Below are 18478 nucleotides of genomic sequence, written 5' to 3' on the forward strand. Positions count from 1 at the left end.
CCCCTGACCACAGCCGACCCACTGCCCCTCCTGCGCCGCTCGGCCCGCCCGGCGGAACTCAGATACACGTGAGGGCGTGGCGGTCCGGTCCCGGGGGCGCGGGCCTCCGGGGCCGGACGTGAGCCGAGTGCGGCAACACAAAGGCCCGGATCGTCGTCAGGCTGAGATGCCGTCGATCCGGGCCATGGCGTCCTCCGCGCCGTACGGCTGCAAGTAGGGCAGCCAGCGCGGGTCCCTATGCCCGGTGCCGATGATGCGCCAGGCCAGTCCGGTGGGTGGTGCGGGTTTGTGGCGCAGCCGCCAGCCGATCTCGAACAGATGTCGGTCGGCCTTCACGTGGTTGCAGCGGCGGCAGGACGCCACCACGTTGTCCCAGACGTGCTTGCCCCCGCGGCTGCGCGGAATGACATGGTCGACGCTGGTTGCGACGCCACCGCAGTACATGCACCGGCCCCCGTCGCGCGCGAAGAGCGCCCTGCGGGTGAGAGGCACGGGACCCCGGTAGGGAACCCTGACGAACCTTTTGAGCCGGACCACGCTGGGTGCGGGGACTGTGACGGTCGCGCTGTGCATGAAGGCGCCGGATTCTTCCAGGGAGACCGCTTTGTTCTCCAGGACGAGGACGAGCGCGCGGCGGAGCGGTACGACGCCGAGGGGCTCGTACGACGCGTTGAGTACCAGGACATGCGGCACGGATGCCTCCTTGGGCGTCGGCGGCGCGTGGCTCGCGCCGGGACGATCTGAGGTCAGTCTCCCCTCTTGGCCGGGAGAAACGCCACCATGTCCCGGTAACGGGCTGGGAGTGTTTTCGACCACACCTTTCTTCATCCCCAGGTGAGAGCTGTCTCTCCCTCGAACATTGCAACGATCCACACACGATGCACCGTTAGTGTGGTGAGCCTGCCTCACCGGTGACCTTTTCGTGACCTTGACCGCCGTGCCGGGAGGTGGAAGCAGCACCTGGAGGTACCTGCCGTGTCCTTGTCCGCCGTCCTACTGGCCGCCGGTTCGTCACCGACGCCGACTCCCTCGGAGTCGCCGTCCGCCGTGACGGTCCCGTCCCTCCAGGACGCCCAGGAGAGCGCGACGAACGCCGCGAGCTGGGTCGAGCAGAACTGGTCGACCTGGCTGGCGATCAGCCTGCGCGTCCTGCTCATCCTGGTGATCGCCGGGGTGCTGAGAATGGTCGTGCGGCGGGCCATCACCAAGCTGATAGACCGGATGAACCGCACCGCCCAGGCGGTCGACGGCACCGCGATCGGCGGTCTGCTCGTCAACAACGAGCGGCGCCGGCAGCGCTCGCAGGCGATCGGCTCGGTGCTGCGCTCGGTGGCGAGCTTCATCATCATGGGCACGGCCGCCCTGATGGTCCTCGGCGCCTTCGAGATCAACCTCGCCCCGCTGCTGGCCTCCGCCGGTGTCGCGGGCGTGGCGATCGGCTTCGGCGCCCGCAACCTGGTGACGGACTTCCTCTCCGGTGTCTTCATGATCCTGGAGGACCAGTACGGCGTCGGCGACACCATCGACGCGGGCGTGGCCTCCGGCGAGGTCATCGAGGTCGGCCTGCGCGTGACCAAGCTGCGCGGCGACAACGGCGAGATCTGGTACGTCCGCAACGGCGAGGTCAAGCGCATCGGCAACCTCTCCCAGGGCTGGGCGACGGCCGGCGTGGACGTGACCGTGCGGGCCTCCGAGGACCTCGACAAGGTGCGCCGGGTGCTGAACGAGGTCGCCGAGAAGATGAGCAAGGAAGAGCCCTGGAACGAACTGCTGTGGAGCCCGATCGAGGTCCTCGGCCTGGACAGCGTCCTGCTGGACTCCATGGTCGTGCGGGTCTCCGCGAAGACCATGCCCGGCAAGTCCCTCACCGTGGAGCGCGAACTGCGCTGGCGCGTCAAGCACGCCTTCGACGCGGCGGACATCCGCATCGTCGGCGGCGCGATCGTCCTCACGGCGGAGGAGGCCGCCGACCCGACCGCGGCGGTCGCGGCCCCGTCGGTCTTCTCCAACGCCGACTCCGCGCAGTCGGCGGCGGCCTCCCCGATCGCCTCGACTCCGGCGCAGCGTCCGGCGGCGAAGTAGGGCGGGCGGGAAGTGTCCGACGGCGCGGCAGCGCGGGCGGGAAGCGTCCGCGAACTCGCCTCCTTCACATGACCCCCGCATTCCGGCCATAAGAGTGATCGTTTAAGGTCACCTCCACGGCAGGCCCTTGTTCTGGAGCGCAACGCCCGGGGGCCCGCCGTGAAGGTGGGGAAACACATGAGGAAGCTCGCCATAGGCACCGCCGTGTCCGGCGCCCTGGCCCTGACCGGTCTGGTCGCGCCCGCCGCGTCGGCGGCCACCCCGGACCTGGTCTTCGCGAACGTCGTGGTGAACAAGGGCAAGGCCGTCGTCGTCGGCACCGCCGCCACGGTGAAGGTGCCGGTCACGTACACGCTGACACGGCCGTCCGACCTGAAGATCGACTACGTCAACAACTTCGCGGCGGTCTCCCTGTACCGCGGCTCGCTCAAGGCGCCCGGCAACGAGATCGAGGCCGAGGACGCGCCCACCTGCACCACCACCGCCACGACGGACACCACGGTGACCGAGGCGTGCACGGAGACGCTGCTGGTCGACCCGGAGATCTACCTGTACGGGGCCGCGGACGCCACCACCTGGAAGGCGGCCGGCTTCTACGGGAAGATCGACCAGGACAACGACGACTCCGACGGCCACGTCAGCCGCGGCTACGCCTACGACGCCTGGGGTCCGCTCGGCAGCGGTGTGCAGATCAAGCGCGCCGCCAAGGCCACCGCCGACGCCTCGCCCGAACCGGTGAAGAAGGGCAGGACCATCACGGTCACCGGCAAGCTGACCCGGGCGGACTGGGAGACGGGCAAGTACACCGGCTACGCCTCCCAGAAGGCCACCCTCCAGTTCCGGGCCAAGAGCGCCACCACGTACACCACCGTCAAGACGGTGACCTCGGGCTCCGGCGGCTCCCTGAAGGCGACCACGACCGCGTCCAAGGACGGCTACTACCGCTACGTCTTCGCGGGTACGGCCACGACCGGCGCCGCGACGGCCGCCGGGGACTACATCGACGTCCGGTAGCCCCACCCGCCCCCTCATCACCGCCCCCGCAGGTAACGACTCCGTTTCCTGCGGGGGCGGTTTGTTCATCCCCTCTTGACTCCCTGGTGGTCCATACCTATGTTCCCTACATCCGATAGGAAACCTTCCTAACAGTCTTCTTTCTCTAGAGTCGTCTTTTCCCTGTAGTCACGGAGAGGGGCACCCATGGCAGGCACACCACGCACACTGCGCGCCATGAACGACCGTGCCGCGCTCGACCTCCTGCTGGAGCACGGCCCCCTCTCCCGGACCCGGATCGGCAAGCTCACCGGGCTCTCCAAGCCGACCGCGTCCCAGCTCCTGGCCCGCCTGGAGGCGTCCGGGCTCGTCCTGGCCACCGGTACCAGCGAGGGCAGGCCGGGCCCCAACGCCCAGCTGTACGAGGTCGACCCGACCGCCGCGTACGCCGCCGGGCTCGACGTCACCCCCGAGCGCATCCTCGCCGCGGTCGCCGACATCACCGGCCGCACGGTGGGCTCGTACGAACTCCCGACCCCGGGACGGCGGCCCACCCAGCCCGTCGTCCGGCAAGTCACCGACGCCCTCGACGGCGCGGTGAAGGCGGCGGGGCTCGCCCGCGGCGACCTCCACCGGCTCGTCATCGGCACCCCCGGCGCGTTCGACCCCAACACGGGCCGGCTGCGCTACGCCTCCCACCTCCCGGGCTGGCACACCCCGGCCCTCCTCGACGAACTCGCCGCCTCCCTGCCGATGCCGGTCGAGTACGAGAACGACGTCAACCTCGTCGCCGTCGCCGAACAGCGGCTCGGAGCGGCCCGCGGCCACGAGGACTTCGTACTGCTGTGGAACGAGGGCGGTCTCGGCGCCGCCCTGGTCCTCGGCGGCCGACTGCACCGCGGCTGGACCGGCGGCGCGGGAGAGGTGGGCTTCCTGCCGGTTCCCGGAGCGCCGCTGGTACGGCAGGTGACCAAGGCCAACAGCGGTGGCTATCAGGAGCTCGCGGGCTCCCAGGCCATCCCCCGCCTCGCCCGCGAGCTCGGCATGGCGGACATCCCCCCGGGGCCGTACGCCGAGGCCGCCGCCGCCCTGGTCGAGCGTGCCGTCGGCGAGGACACCTCCCTCAACCGGCTGCTCCTGGAGACCTACGCCACCCGACTGGCCACCGGTCTCGCCTCCCTCGTCTCCGTCCTCGATCCCGAACTCGTCGTCCTCAGCGGTGCCTCGCTCACCGCCGGCGGCGACGTCCTGCTCGCCCTCGTCCAGGCCGAACTGGAGGAACTGGCCGCCTCCCGGCCCCGCCTGGTCGTCGGTGACGTCCGTGAACACCCCGTGCTGCGGGGCGCGTTGGAGAGCGCCCTGGCGGCCACCCGCGACGAGGTCTTCGACACCTCTCGCTGACCCCGTACTCCCCCACAGTCCTCATCTCACCGCCCGCCCCTGGGAGACCCCGTCATGCGCACAGCCATACCCTCGTCCGCCCGAAAAGCGGCCTTTGCCCTGACCGTGTCCGCCGTGCTCGTCACCACCGCCTGTACCGGCCAGGCCTCCTCCGGCGCCGACGACGACGCGTCGAAGGACACGACCATCAACTTCTGGCACGCCTGGAGCGCGGACTCCGAGGTGGCGGGAGTCAAGGCCCTGGTCGCCGGCTTCGAGAAGGCGCACCCCAACATCCACGTCAACGTCGTCGGCAACATGACGGACGACAAGATCAACCAGGCGCTGCGCACGGGCGGCGACAAGGCCCCGGACGTCATCTCGTCGTTCACCACGAACAACGTGGGCAAGTTCTGCTCCTCGGGCGCGCTGGTCGACCTCAACCCCTTCTTCAAGAAGTCGGGGATCGACCCGGACACCACCTTCCCGGCCGCGATGAACGAGTACACCCAGTTCGACGGCGACCGCTGTGCCGCGCCGCTCCTCGGCGACGCGTACGGGCTCTACTACAACAAGACGGCGTTCGAGAAGGCCGGGATCAAGAGCCCGCCCAAGACGTGGACCGAGTTCGAGGCCGACGCCAAGAAGCTGACGATCGCCCAGGGCGACTCGTACAAGCAGCTCGGGTTCATGCCGAACTACCACGGCTGGGAGACCACCACCGAGCACTACATGGGCCAGTTCTCGCCCACCTACTTCGACAAGGCCGGCAAGTCCACGGTCGCCACCGACCCGGCCGTCGCCGCCGCGTTCACCCTCCAGAAGAAGCTCGTCGACGACCTCGGCGGCTACCAGAAGCTGGAGAAGTACCGCGCGGGCCTCGGCGACGAGTGGGGCCCCAAGCACCCCTTCCAGACCGGCCAGGTCGCCATGCAGCTCGACGGTGAGTGGCGGCTCGGCATGGCCGTGGACGCCAAGCCCGGCTTCGACATCGGCGTGGCCCCGCTGCCCGTCGCCGACGACCAGGCGGACCAGTACGGCAAGGGCTACATCACCGGCACCATCGCCGGCATCGCCGCCAACAGCACCAAGCAGAACGCGGCCTGGGAGTTCCTGAAGTACATCACCACGGACACGGACGCGGTGGTCGGCTTCTCCAACGCCATCCACAACGTGCCCTCGACGCTCGCGGCCCTGAAGTCCCCGAAGCTGAAGTACGACCCGCGCTTCAAGACCTTCCTCGACATCGCCGCGAACCCGAACTCGACGACGGCCCCGTCCTCGATCAACGGCGGTGTGTACCTGACGACGATCCAGCAGCTCGGCTACGACTACGAGAGCGGCAAGGTCACCGACCTCAAGAAGGGCCTCGCCGCCGCGGCCAAGCAGATCGACACGGACATCGCGCAGGCGAAGTGACGATGAGCACCATCACTCTGGCGTCGAAGCGCCGCAAGTCGGCGCTTCGGAACCTCGCCTTCATGTCGCCCTGGTTGATCGGCTTCACGGTCTTCTTCGCGTACCCGCTGATCTCGACGGTCTACTTCTCGTTCATGCACTACGACGGCTTCAAGCCGCCGACCTGGAGCGGGACGAAGAACTGGACCTACGTCTTCGAGCACTACCCCTTCTTCTGGCCCGCCCTGCGCAACACCCTGTGGCTGGTCGTCGTGATGGTGTCCCTCCGGGTCGTCTTCGGACTCGGGATCGGACTGCTCATCACGAAGATCAAGACGGGTACGGGTGTCTTCCGGACGCTCTTCTACCTGCCGTACCTGGCCCCGCCGGTCGCCGCGACCATGGCGTTCGCGTTCCTGCTCAACCCCGGTACGGGACCGGTCAACTCGATCCTGGAGAAGGTCGGCATCCCGGCGCCGGGCTGGTTCAACGACCCCACCTGGTCCAAGCCGGCCCTCACCCTGCTCGCCCTGTGGGGCATCGGCGACCTGATGGTCATCTTCATGGCCGCGCTGCTCGACGTGCCCCAGGAGCAGTACGAGGCCGCCGAGTTGGACGGGGCGTCCGCGTGGCAGCGGTTCCGGTTCGTCACCCTTCCCAACATCTCGCCGATCGTGATGTTCGCCGTGGTCACCGGCGTGATCCAGACGATGCAGTACTACACACAGCCACTCATCGCGGGGAAGGTCGCCTCGGGCGTGATCCAGGGCGCGGGCACCCAGTTCGAGCCCGGCTACCCGGACAAGTCCACGCTGACCCTCCCCCAGCTCGTCTACAACCTCGGCTTCCAGCGCTTCGACTACGGCTCCGCGTGTGTCGTCGCCCTCGTCCTCTTCGCCCTGTCGATGGTGTTCACCGCGTTCCTGATGCGGCGCCGGGGCGGTCTCATCCAGGCAGGTGACTGACCATGACCCAAGTACTGGACCGGCCGGTGGAGTTGAAGACCCCGGCCTCCCCCGCCGAGCGCACCGCGCGGCGGAAGGCGTTGCTGGAGTGGGTCGCGATCCACTCCCTCGGCATCGCCGCCGCCCTGTTCTTCACGCTGCCCTTCGTGTTCGTGTTCCTGACCTCGCTGATGAGCGACAGCCAGGCCCTCAGCCGCGATCTCATCCCGCACACCTGGGAGTGGGGCAACTACCGGCGGGTCTTCGACACCCCGGGCTTTCTGACCTGGTGGCGCAACACGCTGGTCTACGCGGGACTGGGAACAGTCCTTACGGTCGTGTCGTCGATCCCGGTGGCGTACGCGCTCGCCAAGTTCCGCTTCCGGGGCCGCAATCTCTCCCTGATGCTGGTCATCTCGATGATGATGCTGCCGCCGCAGGTCGTCATCATCCCGATGTACCTGTTCTGGGCGAAGCAGTTGGACCTGTCGGGCACGCTGTGGCCGCTGATCATCCCGATGGCGTTCGGGGACGCCTTCTCGATCTTCCTGCTCCGGCAGTTCCTGATGACGATCCCCAACGAGTACGTGGACGCGGCGAAGGTCGACGGCTGCGGCGACTTCCGCACCCTCATCAGGGTCGTCATCCCCATGGCCAAGCCCGGCATCGCGGCCGTCGCCCTCTTCCAGTTCTTCTACGCCTGGAACGACTACTTCGGCCCGCAGATCTACGCCTCGGAGAACCAGAACGCCTGGACGCTCAGCTACGGCCTGGAGTCCTTCAAGGGCATGCACCACACCGACTGGAACCTCACCATGGCCGCGACCGTGCTGGTCATGGCCCCCGTGATCCTCGTGTTCTTCTTCGCGCAGAAGGCGTTCGTCGAGGGCGTCACGCTGACCGGAGTGAAGGGTTAACCGTTCATGAAACTCACCGTGGTCGGCGGAGGCTCGACCTACACCCCCGAACTCATCGACGGCTTCGCCCGGCTCAGGGACGCGCTGCCCATCGAGGAGCTGGTGCTCGTCGACCCGGCCGCCGAACGCCTGGAGCTGGTCGGCGGACTCGCCCGGCGCATCTTCGCCAAGCAGGGCCACGACGGCCGTGTCGTCACCACGTCCGACCTGGACGCGGGCGTGGACGGCGCCGACGCCGTGCTGCTCCAGCTGCGCGTCGGCGGTCAGGCCGCCCGGCAGCAGGACGAGACCTGGCCCCTGGAGTGCGGCTGCGTCGGCCAGGAGACGACCGGCGCGGGCGGCCTCGCCAAGGCGCTGCGCACGGTCCCGGTGGTCCTCGACATCGCCGAACGGGTCCGCAGGACCAACCCGGACGCCTGGATCATCGACTTCACCAACCCGGTCGGCATCGTCACCCGCGCTCTCCTCCAGGCCGGCCACAAGGCGGTCGGGCTGTGCAACGTGGCGATCGGCTTCCAGCGGAAGTTCGCCAAGCTGCTCGGCGTCACGCCTGCCGAGATCCACCTCGACCACGTGGGCCTCAACCACCTCACCTGGGAGACCGGCGTACGGCTCGGCGGCCCCGAGGGCGAGGACGTGCTGCCCAAGCTGCTCGGCGAGCACGGCGAGGCGATCGCCGGCGACCTGCGGCTGCCGCGCTCGCTCGTCGACCGGCTCGGCGTGGTCCCGTCGTACTACCTGCGCTACTTCTACGCCCACGACGAGGTCGTACGGGAGCTGGGCAGCAAGCCGTCCCGGGCCGCCGAAGTGGCCGAGATGGAACGGCAGTTGCTGGCGATGTACGCCGACCCGGCCCTGGACGAGAAGCCGGAGCTGCTCGCCAAGCGGGGCGGCGCCTACTACTCGGAGGCGGCGGTCGACCTGGCCGCCGGGCTGCTCGGGGGCGGGGGAAGCCCGTACCAGGTGGTCAACACCCTGAACCGGGGCACGCTGCCCTTCCTGCCCGACGACGCGGTGATCGAGGTACCGGCGGCGGTGGGTCCCAAGGGGCCGACCCCGCTGGCGGTGCCCGCCGTCGACCCGCTGTTCGCGGGACTGATGGCGAACGTCACGGCGTACGAGGACCTGGCACTGACGGCCGCCCTGCGCGGGGGCCGGGAGCGGGTCTTCAAGGCGCTGCTCGCCCATCCGCTCGTCGGCCAGTACGAGTACGCCGAGGGCCTCACCGACCGACTGATCGCACACAACCGGGAGCATCTCGCGTGGGCCTGACCGCATGCGTCCTCGCCGTCGACGCGGGCAACAGCAAGACCGACGTCGCGGTCGTGGCGGCGGACGGAAACGTCCTCGCCACGGCCCGCGGCGGCGGGTTCCGGCCGCCCGTGGTGGGTGTCGAGAAGGCGGTGGACACCGTCGCCGACGCGGTCGGGCGGGCCTTCGCCGCGGCCGGGGTGGACTCCGTCGAGCATGTCTCGGCCTGTCTCGCCAACGCCGACTTCCCGGTGGAGGAGGAGCAGTTGGCGGCCGCGCTGCACGCACGCGCGTGGGGCTCGGGCGTCGAGGTCCGCAACGACACCTTCGCCATCCTGCGCGCGGGCATCACCGAGCCGCGCGGGGTCGCCGTGGTGTGCGGCGCGGGCATCAACTGCGTCGGCATGCGCCCCGACGGCCGTACCGCCCGCTTCCCCGCGCTGGGGCGGATCTCCGGGGACTGGGGCGGCGGCTGGGGTCTCGCCGAGGAGGCGCTGTGGCACGCGGCCCGCGCGGAGGACGGGCGGGGCGTCGGCACCGACCTCGCGCGCGTGCTGCCCGCTCACTTCGGGCTGCCGTCCATGTACGCCCTCATCGAGGCCCTGCACCTGGAGGACATCGCCCCCGCCCGCCGCCATGAGCTGACCCCGGTGCTGTTCGCCACGGCCGCCGCCGGCGACCCGGTGGCCCGCTCGGTCGTCGACCGCCTCGCCGACGAGGTGGTGTCGATGGCGACGGTGGCCCTGACCCGCCTGGACCTCCTCGACGAGGAGACCCCGGTACTGCTCGGCGGCAGCGTCCTGGCCGCCCGCCACCCCCAACTGGACGACGGCGTACGGGAACTGCTCGCCGCCCGTGCCCCGAAGGCCGTACCCCAGGTGGTGAGCGCCAGCCCGGTGCTGGGCGCGGCCCTGCTCGGCCTGGACCGGGTCGGGGCGTCCCCCGAGGTGCAGGCACGCGTGCGCGCCTACTACGAGGCCTGAGCGAGCACCACGTCGACCAGCTCGGCCACCGCCGTGTCCGCCCCGACGTCGACGCGGGCCAGGCCGAGCCGGTCGACGTCCGCCACCATCAGCTCCTGGTACCGCACGCTCCGGTCCAGGAACTTGTCCATCAGGAACCGCTCCTCCCACGTCGCCTCGCCGTAACACCCGCCCGCCTGGATCCGAGCGCGCAGGACATCCTCGCCGGCGGTGAGCCAGACGGCGGCCGTGTGGGGCAGACCGAGGGCGGCGACCCGCTCCGGCCAGAGCGCGGAGCCCTCCGGGGGTAGGACGGGTTCGCCGAAGTGAGCCCTGTTCAACTGCACTGTGTGGACGGTCACGTCCAGCCACGTCCCGCACTCCGGCGTACGCCAGGGTCACTCAGCCCGTCCGGCGTTTGAGGACGAGGCCCCTTCAGGGCCGAAGCGGGGGTCCGGGACTGCCGCCCCCGGAAGGAACCGAACCGATTCCCACAGCGTATTCATGGGCAAGGGGTGGTGCGGGGAGGGCACGGCCGGGTGGGGATGCGCTGCGATCCGATCAAGATCCAGTGAAGCCCGGTGCGGATGTCGGTCCCGGCAGCGATACTTGCGGCGACGGATGACCATGGGGGAGGTCAAACAGTGACACACCCGCCGAAGAGCAGCGCGGCACCACCGGATCCCGGGGTGCCCACGATGCCGTCCGTGCCACGGCAGCCGGCCGGCCCGTCACCCGTCCCGCGGCCGCCCGCGCCCGCCCCGGTGGCCGAGGGGCCCGGCCGCCGCCGTACGGCCTTCGCCGAGGGCTTCGACCAGCTGCGCGCGGCCGCCACCACCGAACCGGGCCGGCTGCGCATCATCGGCGCGGCCCTCGCCCTGCTCGTCGTCCTGTTCGGCGCGGTGACCGCCTGGCAGACCAATGACCGGGCGGCCGCCGCGGACGACGTGCTGCACAAGAGCCAGCCGCTCAGCAGCGCCGCCGCCGACATCTACCGCTACCTGGCGGACGCCAACACCGCGGCCTCCAGCGGCTTCCTCGCCGGCGGCCAGGAGACGGCCGTCTCCCGGGACCGGTACGAGAAGGACATCGACCTGGCCGCGGCCGGTCTGGTCAAGGCCGCCTCGAACTCCGACCCGGACTCCCCCGCCGCGAAGACCGTGGCCGAGCTCAACACCCTGCTGCCGGAGTACAAGGGCCTGGTGGAGCGGGCCCGGACCTACAACCGCCAGGGCTTCCCGGTCGGCGGCGCGTATCTGCGCTACGCCAACGAGAAGATGCAGGAGGAGATGCTCCCGAAGGCGCAGAACCTCTACACCAGCGAGAACCAGCGGCTGCGCGCCGACTACGACGCCGCCACCCCCTACCCGTGGGCCGCGATCGGCCTCGGCGTGCTGGCGCTCGCCGGGCTCGCCTGGGCCCAGCACCGCAACTACCGGCGCACCAACCGGGTCCTCAACCACGGCCTGGTCGCGGCCACCGCGACGGCGACGGTGGTGCTGCTGTGGCTGGTCGTCGGCCACACCGTCGCGCGCGCGGGCCTCGACGACTCCTACGACCACGGCGTCCGCTCGCTCAACGTGCTGCACGACGCCCGCATCGCCTCCCTGAAGGCCCGCGGCAACGAGAACCTCACCCTGGTGGCCCGCGGCGCGGAGACCGTCACGGTCAAGGACGAGAAGACGGGCGAGGACGTCACCTACGACGCCTACGACCACGACTTCGACAAGGACATGGACACCCTCGGCAAGGGCCTGGCCGAGGCGTCGAGACTCGCCGACGACAGCACCGGCAAGAAGCCGGTCACCGCGGCCGAGGGCAACATGAAGGTGTGGAAGGAGCGCCACACCGCGGCCCGCGCCCAGGACGACAACGGCAACTACGAAGAGGCCCTGAACCGCGTCATCGGCGGCAAGGGCGCGACCGGCGAGTGCTTCGACAGCGTCGACACCAACCTCGCCAACGCGCTGAAGCACGAGGAGGCCGAGTTCAGGCAGGCGGCCGGCGACGGCCTGGGCGCGATGACCGGACTGTCCGTGGGCGCCGCCGTACTGGCCGTCCTGGGCGCGGCCGGCGCGGTCCTGGGCATCGGGCGCAGGCTGTCGGAGTACCGGTGAGAGGGGGAGCGGCGATGTCACTGCGAGCACGCCTGCGGGCCGGTCTGAGGGGCTGGGGCGGGGTGGGCGCGATGGCGGCCGTCTGCGCCCTGGCGCTCGCCTTCGCCCTGCTGCTGCCGCTGGCCAGGTCGCACGGCGACGACAGCGCCGGTGTCGGCGGGCCCGGACTGACCCGTGCCGAGCAGGCGGCGGACGACGACCCCTGCGCGAACCCGGCGATCAAGACGGCCCCGGAGAAGCAGACGCTGTCCCCGTCGGACGCGGACGGCACCACCATCGAGAAGATCAAGGCCCGCGAGGGCGAGAAGCGCAAGCTGATCGTCGGCGTCGACCAGAACAGCTACCGCTGGGGCTACCGCAACCCCAACGGCGGGGCCGACGCCGACCTGGAGGGCTTCGACATCGACCTGGTGCACCGGATCGCCCAGGACATCCTCGGCGACCCGAACGCCGTGCAGTTCAAGGCGATCCCCACCAACCAGCGCATCCCGGCGATCCAGCAGGGCCGGGTCGACATGGTCGTGCGCACCATGACCATCAACTGCTCCCGGCTGGCCGACGTGGCGTTCTCCGCGCCGTACTTCAAGACCGGCCAGCAGGTCCTCGCCCCCAAGTCCTCCGGCATCAAGGGCTACGACGGCACCCTGGCGAAGAAGCGGATCTGCGTGGCGGCGGGCTCGACCGCGCTGGCCAAGCTGGAGGAGGACCGCAGGACGGGCGAGCTGGTCCCGTCCGCCAGGATCGCCAAACCCGTGCCCAACCAGCTGGACTGTCTGGTCAGGCTCCAGCTCGGCGAGGTCGACGCCGTGGTCACCGACGGCGCCCTCGCCGCCAGCCAGGCCGCCCAGGACCCCACGGTCGAGCTGAAGGGCAACCCCTTCACCACCGAGTACTACGGCGTGGCGATGAAGAAGGACGCCGACGACCTGGTACGCCGGGTCAACCAGATTCTGGTGGACTACCGCAAGGACACCACCGACGGCTGGCAGGCGTCGTACGACAAGTGGCTGTCGGCCACACTGAACAAGGACTCGGCGAAGTCGGAGCCGCCGCCACCGGAGTACCTGCGCAAGAGCTGACGGACCGTGGACGGCCGCCGTCAACAACCGCTCGACAGCACACTGTTAACAAACCTTCGGCAGTGAGAGGTGATCGATGGGCGTCACGGGACCCCCCGGGCCGGTGATGGACCGGGACGAGGTGGACCGTGCGCTGGCGCGGCTCGGCGCGGAGCACGAGGCGATCGAGACCTCGCTCCTCGCCCTCCAGGACCACGCGGGCCGCAGGCTCCTGGAGGGCGCCTCGCTCACCGGTGTCACCCAGGAGCGCTGGGAGACCGCCGACGCCTCGATCACCCTGCTGTGGGCCTACTTCGACGCCTACACGGACGCGCTGCGCTCCGCCCGCGAGATCCGCTCCCGCCGCCGCTGGTCCAGCCGCGAGGACCTGGTGGAGCTGACCGAACTGCTGCGCGGCGACGCGGTCACGGTCGCGGGCTCGACGACCGCCGAGGCCAACGCGCCCACCCTGCACGGCGGTTCGGGCAAGCTCAGCGAGCGGTTCTCGCTGGTGACGCTCGTCGAGCGGATGAACGAGCTGTACGCGACGAGCCTGGACATGGTCGTCGCCGCCGACGCGGTGTGGTCGGCGCTGCCAGCGCGGATAGATTTACTGGCCGCCGAACTCCAGCGCACCCGGCAGCTCGCGCACTCCGTCGGCGTACGGCCCGGCGAGCACCCCTCCGGCGACGACCTGGAGCGCATCACCCGCACCCTGACCGCGCTGCGCGAGCAGGTGATCTCGGATCCGCTCGCCTTCTGGCGCCGCGCGCAGGGCAGTTCGGCGCCCGGCGGCGGAAAGCCCGACACCACGTCGTACGACCGTGAGGCGCGTGCCCTGGAGGACGTGCGCCGGGAGATCGACGCGGTGCTCACCGTCCGGCAGGACTCCGAGGCCCGGCTGGTCCGGCTGCGTGACGTGCTCTCCCGCGCGGACCGCACCCTCGCCGAGGCGCGCACCGCGCGCGGGGAGGTCCTCGCGAAGATCGCCGCCACCGAGGTGCCGGTGGTCAGCGGCCCGCCGACCGTCCTCCAGGAGCAGTTGGCGACGGCCGCCGAGTACCGCAGACACGCCCAGTGGCACCGTCTGTCCCCGCTCCTGGAGTCCCTGGAGCAGAAGGCGGAGGACGAACTGCTGCGTGCCCGCGAGTCGTTGACCGCGGTCACCCAGCCACTGGCGGTCCGCGCCGAACTGCGCGGCCGCCTCGACGCGTACAAGGCGAAGGTGGCCCGACACGGCCTGGCCGAGGACCCGTTCCTGATCGAGCGGTACGACGCGGCCCGGCGGATGCTGTGGAGCGCGCCCTGCGACCTGCGCGTCGCCGAACAGGCCGTGCTGCGCTACCAGCACGCGGCCGCCGAACTGCTGGGCGCCCCGCGGGTGCCGCAGGACCGTAGGGGGGAGTGACGTCATGAGCGAGGCACAGCAGTCCTGTCAGCGGCCCGACTGCGACGGCACGTACGAGGACATGGGCGGCGGGGAGCTGTACTGCGACACCTGCGGCCTCGCGCCGGTCGTCTCGGCCTCGGCCTCCGCCGCCGGGGGCGGCCGGGCCGGCTCCGCGCGCACCGGCGCGGCCGGCGGCGACTCGCAGGGCAGCGCGAGTTCACGCTCCACCGGCCGCGGTTCCTCGCGTACGTCCTCGCAGTCCGCGAAGTCCCGGCGCTCGGTCTCGGGACGGCTCTCGCGCTCCCTGTCCGGCCGGTCCACGAGCCGGTCGGTGTCGGTGCGCAGCTCCGGTTCCGCCGCCGGTTCGACCGGGCGCGGCCGGCTCGGCGCGGGGCTCGTCGAGGTGCCCGGGGTGCCGCGGCCCGACCCGCGCGAGATGGTGCTGGAGAACCCGGAGGTGCCCGAGCGCAAGCGGTTCTGCTCGCGCTCCGACTGCGGTGCCCCCGTGGGACGCGCGCGGGGGGACCACAAGGGGCGCACCGAGGGGTTCTGCACGAAGTGCGGCCACCCGTACTCGTTCGTACCGAAGCTGAAGTCCGGGGACATCGTGCACGGCCAGTACGAGGTCGCGGGCTGTCTCGCGCACGGCGGCCTGGGCTGGGTCTACCTCGCCGTGGACCGCGCGGTGTCCGACCGCTGGGTGGTCCTCAAGGGCCTGCTGGACACCGGCGACCAGGACGCGATGGCCGCCGCGATCTCCGAGCGGCGCTTCCTCGCGGAGATCGAGCACTCCAACATCGTGCGGATCTACAACTTCGTCGAGCACCTCGACCAGCGCACCGGCTCCCTCGACGGCTACATCGTCATGGAGTACGTCGGCGGCAAGTCGCTCAAGGAGATCGCCAACGGCCGCCGCTCGACCGCCGGCAAGCGGGACCCGCTGCCGGTGGAGCAGGCGTGCGCCTACGGCATCGAGGCCCTGGAGGCGCTCGGCCACCTGCACAGCCGCAACCTCCTGTACTGCGACTTCAAGGTCGACAACGCCATCCAGACCGAGGACCAGCTCAAGCTCATCGACATGGGCGCGGTGCGCAGGATGGACGACGAGGAGTCGGCCATCTACGGCACGGTGGGCTACCAGGCGCCCGAGGTCGCGGAGGTGGGCCCGTCGGTCGCCTCCGACCTGTACACGGTCGCCCGCACCCTGGCCGTGCTGACCTTCGACTTCCAGGGCTACACCAACGTCTTCGTCGACTCGCTGCCCGACCCCGACCACATCGAGGTCTTCCGGCAGTACGAGTCCTTCTACCGGCTGCTGGTCCGGGCGACCGACCCCGACCCGGCCCGCCGTTTCGCCTCCGCGCAGGAGATGTCGGAGCAGCTGACGGGCGTCCTGCGCGAGGTCGTGTCCCTCCAGACCGGCCGCGCCCGCCCGGCGCTCTCGACGCTGTTCGGCCCTGAAGTGCGGGTCACGGACACGGAGTTGTTCCCACGGCTGGACGGCGAGGTGTCACGGCTGGGGAGCCGGGTGCCCCCGCCGGGACGCCGGCCGCGCCGGGGCGGGACCGGCTCGCCGGCCCCGATCGGTTCCGTCGCCGCGAGCCCTGCCGCGGGTAGTGGCGCCCTCACCGCCCCGGTCCCTCCCGCCGCCCTCCCGGGCGGCCCCGGCGCGGCCCGGGGCTCCGACACCCTCGTCAAGTCGGCGGACACGTCCTCCGCCGCACTCGCCCTGCCCGTCCCCCACGTCGACCCCACCGACCCCAACGCCGGTTTCCTCGCCGGGCTCATGACCACCGCGCCCGCCGAACTGCTCGGCGCCCTCGCCGCCGCGCCGGCCGCGTCCGCGGAGACCCGGCTCCGGCAGGTGCGGGCCTGGCTGGAGAACGGCGACGCGCACACCGCCGACGAGTCGCTGCGGCACCTGGAGGAGGAGCGGCCCGACGACTGGCGGGTGGTCTGGTACCGGGGCGTCGCCGCCCTGGTGACCGGCGACCACGAGGCCGCCGCACTGGCCTTCGACGCGATCTACGACGCCTTCCCTGGCGAGCCCGCGCCCAAGCTCGCCCTCGGCGTGTGCGCGGAGGTGCTGGGCCAGCTCGACAACGCCGCCGAGTACTACCGGCTGGTCTGGTCGACCGACCCGAGCTATGTGAGCGCCGCGTTCGGCCTGGCCCGCGTGCAACTCGCGACCGGGGACCGCCGTAGCGCCGTGAAGACGCTGGAGTCGGTGCCGGAGTCCTCGATCCACTACACCGCCGCCCGGGTCGCCGCCGTCCGGGCGCGGCTGCGTCAACGCACCGCGACCGCGGCCGACGTACCCTTCCTGGACGACCTGACCGCCGCCGCCGGGCAGGTCGAGGCACTGGACGCGTACGGTCTTGACCCGGCGCGCCGCGAGCAGTTGTCGGCGGAGGTGCTGGGCTCGGCCCTGGACTGGATACTCTCCGGTGGCCAGGATTCCGTCACCCCCGCCGCCGGGGGACGGGCACTGCTCGGCAGCGGACTGGACGAGCGAGGACTGCGCTTCGGCCTGGAGCGTTCGTACCGCACGCTGGCCCGGCTCGCGCAGGGCGGCGAGGAGAGGATCGACCTGGTGGAACGAGCAAACCGTTACCGCCCCCGGACGTGGGTGTAGTTGATGTCGCAGATGCCCCAGCGGACTGCACTGTCGCGGTGCCCGAGCTGCGAGGAACCCCTCGAGTCGGGCGACCGTTTCTGCGGTGCGTGCGGATACGACCTGTCCGCCGTGCCGGCGCGGCCGGACGACAGCCCGACGATCGCCCTGAACGGCGCGCCGCCCGGCGGCCCCTGGCCGGAGGTCCCGCACGCCCCGGCCGAGGCCCACCGTCAGGTGGCCCCGCACGGCGCCGAGCCGGGCGGGCACGGACCGGCCCCGGCGGGACCGGTCGTCGGATCGCCGGTCTCCCCCGCCTCCGGGGTGCGCTTCGACCGGCCGCCGGAGCCCGACGAGTACGTGCTCCAGGCGCCCGACCCCCGGGTGGTCGCCGAACTGCCGCTCCCGGCCGAGGGCATCGCACCGCCGTCGGTCTGCGTGGCCTGCCGGGCGGGCCGGGTCGACGACGACGGCTACTGCGAGAACTGCGGCCACGCCCAGCCCCGCGAGCGCGACCACATGGAGCAGGAGACCGGCCCGATCGCCGCGGTCAGCGACCGCGGGCTGCGCCACCACCGCAACGAGGACGCCTTCACCCTCGGCAACACCCTGCTGCCCGACGGCTCGCCCGCGACCTTCGCGGTCGTCTGCGACGGCGTCTCCTCCGCGACCCGCCCCGACGACGCCTCGCTGGCCGCGTCCCGGGCCGCGGCCGACACCCTGCTGACGGCACTGCCCCAGGGCACCCACCCCCAGCAGGCCATGCACGAGGCGATCGTCGCCGCCTCCCGCGCGGTCAACTCCCTGGCCAACGAACCCGCTACGGCCCGTGAGCACCAGCCGCACCAGAACGCCCCGGCGTGCACGATCGTCGGCTCGGTGGTCACCCCGAGCCTGCTGATCGTCGGCTGGGTCGGCGACAGCCGCGTCTACTGGGTGCCCACGGACCGCAGTTCACCCCCGGCCCGGCTCACCGAGGACGACTCCTGGGCCGCGCAGATGGTCGCCGCGGGCCTGATGAACGAGGCCGAGGCGTACGCCGACGAGCGCGCCCACGCGATCACCGGCTGGCTCGGCGCGGACGCCTACGAACTCGACCCGCACACCGCTTCCTTCAAGCCGGACCGGCCTGGTGTGGTGGTGGTGTGCACGGACGGCCTGTGGAACTACGCGGAGGCGGCCGACGAGATGGCGGAGGCCCTGCCGGCCGACGCCGCCGTGCGCCCCCTGCACAGCGCCCGGGTCCTGGTCGGCCACGCCCTGGACGGCGGGGGCCACGACAACGTAACAGTGGCCGTCGTGCCGTTCCCGACCCCTCCGCAGGGGGCAGGATCGGCCTGAGGCCGGATGAGCGGGGATGCCTCGGCGGACC

Annotated in this window: 15 protein-coding genes; 13 read left to right on the forward strand and 2 right to left on the reverse strand. The window is 71.2% G+C overall.

Annotated elements, in window-relative coordinates; genetic code table 11:
- Window positions 1–156: 156 nt before the first annotated feature.
- Window positions 157–693 (reverse strand): HNH endonuclease, encoded by a 537-nt coding sequence (locus tag G3I78_RS22520; RefSeq protein ID WP_020116449.1) that lies wholly within the window; start codon window positions 691–693, stop codon window positions 157–159.
- A 282-nt stretch (window positions 694–975) separates the two neighbouring features.
- Between G3I78_RS22520 and G3I78_RS22525 the strand changes: the two genes are divergently transcribed.
- From G3I78_RS22525 to G3I78_RS22560, 8 genes are all read left to right on the forward strand, one after another.
- Window positions 976–2082 (forward strand): mechanosensitive ion channel family protein, encoded by a 1107-nt coding sequence (locus G3I78_RS22525; RefSeq protein ID WP_164427405.1) that lies wholly within the window; start codon window positions 976–978, stop codon window positions 2080–2082.
- A gap of 177 nt (window positions 2083–2259) precedes the next feature.
- Window positions 2260–3096 (forward strand): hypothetical protein, encoded by an 837-nt coding sequence (locus tag G3I78_RS22530; protein WP_164427407.1) that lies wholly within the window; start codon window positions 2260–2262, stop codon window positions 3094–3096.
- A gap of 186 nt (window positions 3097–3282) precedes the next feature.
- Window positions 3283–4476, forward strand: coding sequence for an ROK family transcriptional regulator (locus tag G3I78_RS22535; protein ID WP_164427409.1), 1194 nt, complete (start codon window positions 3283–3285; stop codon window positions 4474–4476).
- Window positions 4477–4530: 54 nt separating this feature from the next.
- Window positions 4531–5874 carry an ABC transporter substrate-binding protein gene (locus G3I78_RS22540; protein ID WP_164427411.1) on the forward strand — a complete coding sequence of 448 codons (1344 nt, stop codon included), beginning with the start codon at window positions 4531–4533 and terminating at the stop codon, window positions 5872–5874.
- A 2-nt stretch (window positions 5875–5876) separates the two neighbouring features.
- Window positions 5877–6818, forward strand: a complete 942-nt coding sequence (locus tag G3I78_RS22545) for a sugar ABC transporter permease (protein WP_164427413.1) — start codon at window positions 5877–5879, stop codon at window positions 6816–6818.
- A gap of 2 nt (window positions 6819–6820) precedes the next feature.
- Window positions 6821–7714: a carbohydrate ABC transporter permease gene (locus G3I78_RS22550; RefSeq protein ID WP_164427415.1), complete on the forward strand. Its 894-nt coding sequence runs from the start codon at window positions 6821–6823 to the stop codon at window positions 7712–7714.
- A gap of 6 nt (window positions 7715–7720) precedes the next feature.
- Window positions 7721–8986: a 6-phospho-beta-glucosidase gene (locus G3I78_RS22555; RefSeq protein ID WP_164427417.1), complete on the forward strand. Its 1266-nt coding sequence runs from the start codon at window positions 7721–7723 to the stop codon at window positions 8984–8986.
- Complete coding sequence (locus G3I78_RS22560; RefSeq protein WP_164427419.1) at window positions 8977–9948, forward strand: BadF/BadG/BcrA/BcrD ATPase family protein; 972 nt, start codon at window positions 8977–8979, stop codon at window positions 9946–9948. The genes G3I78_RS22555 and G3I78_RS22560 overlap by 10 nt, the downstream gene beginning before the upstream one ends.
- On the opposite strand, the gene G3I78_RS22565 is transcribed toward G3I78_RS22560, so the two are convergent.
- Window positions 9936–10289 carry a hypothetical protein gene (locus G3I78_RS22565; protein ID WP_239157964.1) on the reverse strand — a complete coding sequence of 118 codons (354 nt, stop codon included), beginning with the start codon at window positions 10287–10289 and terminating at the stop codon, window positions 9936–9938. The two genes, G3I78_RS22560 and G3I78_RS22565, sit on opposite strands and share 13 nt — an antisense overlap.
- 336 nt (window positions 10290–10625) lie before the next feature.
- Here G3I78_RS22565 and G3I78_RS22570 point away from each other — a divergent pair, with 336 nt between their 5' ends.
- The 5 genes from G3I78_RS22570 to G3I78_RS22590 all read left to right on the forward strand — a co-directional run bounded on the left by G3I78_RS22570 (window position 10626) and on the right by G3I78_RS22590 (window position 18447).
- Window positions 10626–12044 (forward strand): hypothetical protein, encoded by a 1419-nt coding sequence (locus tag G3I78_RS22570; RefSeq protein ID WP_164427421.1) that lies wholly within the window; start codon window positions 10626–10628, stop codon window positions 12042–12044.
- 14 nt (window positions 12045–12058) lie between these two features.
- Complete coding sequence (locus tag G3I78_RS22575) at window positions 12059–13123, forward strand: glutamate ABC transporter substrate-binding protein (RefSeq protein WP_164427422.1); 1065 nt, start codon at window positions 12059–12061, stop codon at window positions 13121–13123.
- A 76-nt stretch (window positions 13124–13199) separates the two neighbouring features.
- The gene (locus tag G3I78_RS22580; RefSeq protein WP_164427424.1) at window positions 13200–14510 is read left to right on the forward strand and encodes a hypothetical protein; all 1311 of its coding nucleotides are present in this window, start codon (window positions 13200–13202) and stop codon (window positions 14508–14510) included.
- 4 nt (window positions 14511–14514) lie between these two features.
- Window positions 14515–17127, forward strand: coding sequence for a serine/threonine-protein kinase (locus tag G3I78_RS22585; RefSeq protein WP_164427426.1), 2613 nt, complete (start codon window positions 14515–14517; stop codon window positions 17125–17127).
- Window positions 17128–18447, forward strand: a complete 1320-nt coding sequence (locus G3I78_RS22590; protein WP_164427428.1) for a PP2C family serine/threonine-protein phosphatase — start codon at window positions 17128–17130, stop codon at window positions 18445–18447.
- Window positions 18448–18478 lie beyond the last annotated feature (31 nt).

It is taken from the genome of Streptomyces sp. SID13726 (assembly GCF_010548375.1).
Taxonomy (GTDB): domain Bacteria; phylum Actinomycetota; class Actinomycetes; order Streptomycetales; family Streptomycetaceae; genus Streptomyces.

Excerpts from the sequence above, each read along its gene's own strand:
- G3I78_RS22575 (WP_164427422.1), top strand. The coding sequence starts at position 12,059 with ATGTCACTGCGAGCACGCCTGCGGGCCGGTCTGAGGGGCTGGGGCGGG.
- G3I78_RS22545 (WP_164427413.1), top strand. The coding sequence starts at position 5,877 with ATGAGCACCATCACTCTGGCGTCGAAGCGCCGCAAGTCGGCGCTTCGG.
- G3I78_RS22555 (WP_164427417.1), top strand. The coding sequence starts at position 7,721 with ATGAAACTCACCGTGGTCGGCGGAGGCTCGACCTACACCCCCGAACTC.
- G3I78_RS22585 (WP_164427426.1), top strand. The coding sequence starts at position 14,515 with ATGAGCGAGGCACAGCAGTCCTGTCAGCGGCCCGACTGCGACGGCACG.
- G3I78_RS22570 (WP_164427421.1), top strand. The coding sequence starts at position 10,626 with ATGCCGTCCGTGCCACGGCAGCCGGCCGGCCCGTCACCCGTCCCGCGG.
- G3I78_RS22540 (WP_164427411.1), top strand. The coding sequence starts at position 4,531 with ATGCGCACAGCCATACCCTCGTCCGCCCGAAAAGCGGCCTTTGCCCTG.
- G3I78_RS22530 (WP_164427407.1), top strand. The coding sequence starts at position 2,260 with ATGAGGAAGCTCGCCATAGGCACCGCCGTGTCCGGCGCCCTGGCCCTG.
- G3I78_RS22580 (WP_164427424.1), top strand. The coding sequence starts at position 13,200 with ATGGGCGTCACGGGACCCCCCGGGCCGGTGATGGACCGGGACGAGGTG.
- G3I78_RS22535 (WP_164427409.1), top strand. The coding sequence starts at position 3,283 with ATGGCAGGCACACCACGCACACTGCGCGCCATGAACGACCGTGCCGCG.
- G3I78_RS22550 (WP_164427415.1), top strand. The coding sequence starts at position 6,821 with ATGACCCAAGTACTGGACCGGCCGGTGGAGTTGAAGACCCCGGCCTCC.